Origin of the sequence: Micromonospora reichwaldensis (genome assembly GCF_031845925.1) — a bacterium.
Classification (GTDB): domain Bacteria; phylum Actinomycetota; class Actinomycetes; order Mycobacteriales; family Micromonosporaceae; genus Micromonospora; species Micromonospora reichwaldensis.
The window spans coordinates 1-3,886 of the sequence record NZ_JAVRFL010000069.1; the positions used below are offsets into that span (position 1 = coordinate 1).

1 protein-coding gene is annotated in these 3,886 nt (G+C 72.8%); it reads left to right on the forward strand.

Translation table 11 applies throughout. The features are described from left to right. Positions 1-67: 67 nt before the first annotated feature. Positions 68-3,886, forward strand: a 3,819-nt coding sequence (locus RM555_RS30710) for a type I polyketide synthase (protein ID WP_311414984.1), incomplete at its 3' end; no start/stop codon positions are given.

The following is a 3,886-nucleotide window of genomic DNA, read 5'->3' on the forward strand; positions in this document are numbered from 1 at the left end:
GTTGCAGCGGGTGTTGGATGGTGGTGAGGGTCAGGTGGTGGTGGCGGATGTGCGGTGGGATCGGTTTGTGCCGTCGTTCACGGCGTTGCGTCCGTCGCGTTTGTTCACCGACATCCCCGAGGCACAGGCGGCGATCGAGGCGGCGGCCCGAGCCGAGACCGGCCCCACCGACCGGGCCTCCGCACTGCGCGAGCGGCTCGCGGCCCTGACGCCGCCGGAGGTCGAGGCGTCCCTCCTGGACCTCGTACGCTCCCAGGTCGCCACGGTGCTCGGCCACGCCACCGTGGAGGCGGTGCGGCCGGACCGGGCGTTCCAGCGTCTCGGCTTCGACTCGCTCACCGCCGTCGAGCTGCGCAACCGGCTGACCGCCGAAACGGGCCTCGCGTTGCCCTCCACCCTGGTCTTCGACCACCCGACGCCGGCCGCCCTGGTCGCCTTCATCCGGGAGACCGTGCTCGGAGCATCGGGTGACGCGCCGGCCGACCGCAGGGTCGCCACCGTGGACGACGACCCGATCGTGATCGTCGGGATGGGCTGCCGCCTTCCGGGTGGCGTCGCGTCCCCGGAAGAACTGTGGCAACTGCTCTCCACGGGACGCGACGGCATCTCCGAGTTCCCCCTCGACCGGGGCTGGGACAGCTTCCTCAGCAGTGGCCTGTCCGACACGTCCTTCGCCCGCAGGGGCGGCTTCGTCTATGACGCCGGTGAGTTCGACGCCGAGTTCTTCGGCATCTCGCCACGCGAGGCCCTCGCCATGGACCCGCAGCAGCGGCTGCTGCTGGAGACCTCGTGGGAGGCCGTCGAGTCGGCGGGCATCGACCCGACCAGCCTGCGGGGCGGCGCGGTCGGCGTCTTCGCCGGGGCCAGCTTCCAGGGGTACGCCAGCGGGTCGGTCGGTCGGGCCCAGGAGGTCGGCGGCCACCTGCTCACCGGCAACGCGACAAGCGTGTTGTCGGGTCGGGTGGCGTACTCGTTCGGGTTCGAGGGGCCGGCGGTGACGGTGGACACGGCGTGTTCGTCGTCGCTGGTGGCGTTGCACCTCGCGGCGCAGGCGCTGCGGTCGGGCGAGTGCGACCTGGCGCTGGCCGGCGGCGTCACCGTGATGGCCTCACCGGGCACGTTCGCCGAGTTCTCGATCCAGGGCGGCCTGTCCGCCGACGGCCGCTGCAAGTCGTTCTCGGACGCCGCGGACGGCACGGGTTGGTCCGAGGGCGTCGGCGTGCTGCTGGTGCAGCGGCTGTCGGACGCGCGGCGCGACGGGCGCCGGATCCTGGCGGTCGTACGGGGCACGGCGGTGAACCAGGACGGTGCGTCGAACGGGTTGACGGCGCCGAACGGGCCGTCGCAGCAGCGGGTGATCCGGCAGGCCCTCGCGAGTGCGGGTCTGTCGACGGCTGATGTGGATGTGGTGGAGGCGCACGGTACGGGTACGTCGTTGGGTGATCCGATTGAGGCTCAGGCGTTGTTGGCGACGTATGGGCAGGGTCGGGATGTGCCGTTGTTGTTGGGTTCGGTGAAGTCGAACATCGGTCACACGCAGGCGGCTGCGGGGGTGGCCGGGATCATCAAGATGGTCTTGTCGATGCGGCACGGGATGGTGCCGGCGACTTTGCACGTGGATGCGCCGTCGTCGCATGTGGACTGGGCGTCGGGTGCGGTGGAGTTGGTGACGGAGTCGCGTGAGTGGCCGGGGGTGGAGCGTCCCCGGCGGGCGGGTGTGTCGTCGTTCGGCATCTCCGGCACGAACGCGCACGTGATCATCGAGCAGCCGGAGCCGGAGCCGGAGTCCGCTCCGACACCGGTCGCACCGGTCGCACCCGTCGCGCCCGTCGCGCCGGTGGGGTTGCCGGTGCCGTGGGTGGTGTCGGGGCGCTCCGAGCGGGGCCTGGCGGGTCAGGCGGCGCGGTTGGCGTCGTTCGTGCGCGATCGTGGCCTGTCGCCGGCGGATGTGTCGTGGTCGTTGGCGACGACCCGGGCGGCGTTGGAGCACCGGGCGGTGGTGTGGGGCTCCGACGCGGACGAGCTGGTCGCCGGTCTGTCGGCTGTCGCCGAGGGCGGGCCGGCGGTATCGGGTGTGGTGTCGGCGGGTCGCCGGGCGGTGTTGTTCACGGGTCAGGGTTCGCAGCGCGTGGGCATGGGCCGCGAACTGTATGACGCGTTCCCGGTCTTCGCGGCGTCGTTCGACGAGGTGTGCGCCCGGTTCGACGGCTTGCTGCCGCGTGCGCTGCGTGAGGTGGTGTTCGCGGAGGCGGGTTCGGCCGAGGCCGCGTTGCTGGACCAGACGGTGTTCGCGCAGGCGGGCCTGTTCGCGGTCGAGGTGGCGTTGTGGGAGTTGTTGTCGTCGTGGGGTGTGCGGGCGGACTATCTGGCGGGTCACTCGATCGGTGAGGTGACTGCGGCGTACGTGTCGGGGATGTTGTCGCTGGCGGACGCGTGCACGCTGGTGGCGGCGCGGGGCAGGTTGATGCAGGCGTTGCCCGCTGGCGGCGTCATGGCGGCCGTCGGCGCGTCGGAGGAGGCTGTCGCCGAGCTGATCAGCGTGAGCGGTGCGGCCGTGGACATCGCGGCGGTCAACGGTCCCGCGTCGGTGGTCGTCTCCGGCGCCGGCGACGAGGTGGCTCCAGTGGTGGCGGCCTGCCGTGAGCGGGGTTGGCGGACGAAGGAACTCGCGGTCAGTCACGCGTTCCATTCGCGGTTGATGGAGCCGATGCTGGGCGAGTTCGCGTCGGTGGTGGCGGGGCTGGACTGGCGGTCGCCGCGGGTGCCGATCGTGTCGAACGTGACCGGCGCGGTGGCCGACGCCGGGGAGATCACCGATCCCGGCTACTGGGTGCGGCACGTGCGGCAGCCGGTGCGCTTCGCCGATGGTGTGGTGGCGTTGCGGGCGCAGGGGGTGGACACCTTCCTGGAGGTCGGCCCGGACGCGGTCCTCACCGCCATGGCAGCCGAGGCGGACACGGCCGACGACGTGCGGTACGTCGCCACGCTGCGCCGCAGTCAGCCCGACGTCACCACCCTGACCCATGCCGTCGGGCAGCTCTGGGCCGCCGGCGTGACCGTCGACTGGGCGGCGTACCTCGGCCAGACCGGCGCCCGGCCGCGCGCGGTGGAACTGCCCACCTACGCCTTCGACCGGCAGCGCTACTGGCTGGAGGACCCCCAGCCCGGCGCGGCTCCGGAGGGGGCCGACGCCCCGTCCGACGAGCAGTTCTGGGCAGCGGTCGAGTCCGGGGACCTCGGCGTGCTGGGCGAGGATCTGGCGGTGGGCGCGGACGAGCCGTCCACGGCGCTGCTGCCCAAGCTCGCCCGGTGGCGGCGGGCGACGCAGCAGCGGGCCGTCGTCGACTCCTGGCGGTACCGGGCGACGTGGCGTACGGCCGCCGTGCCGGACTCCGCGACGTTGGCGGGGACCTGGCTGCTGCTGATGGCACCCGGGCAGGAGGACCACCCGGTGGCCGCGGCGCTGACCGCCCGGGCCGACCGGGCGATCCCGGTGCTGGTCCCGGCCGGCGCCGACCGTGACCGGGTGGCGCGGCTGCTGCGGGAGGCGATGGGCTCCGACGACCGGGACGCCCACGTGGTGTCCCTGCTGTCGCTGGCCGAGCCGCGGGAGGCGTCCCCGGTTCCGGCCGCCGCCGAGGTGTCGACGGCGCTGGCCGTGGTGCAGGCGCTGACCGACGTCGGTGGGTCGGGCCGGCTGTGGTGGCTGACGCGCGGAGCGGTGTCGGTCGGCGGCTCGGACGAGCTGGCGGATGTCGCGGGTGCTGCGGTGTGGGGTTTGGGTCGGGTGGTGGGTGTGGAGGTGCCGTTGCGGTGGGGTGGTTTGGTGGATTTGCCGGGGTTGTTGGATGGGGGTGTGTGGGGTCGGTTGTGTGGGGTGTTGTCG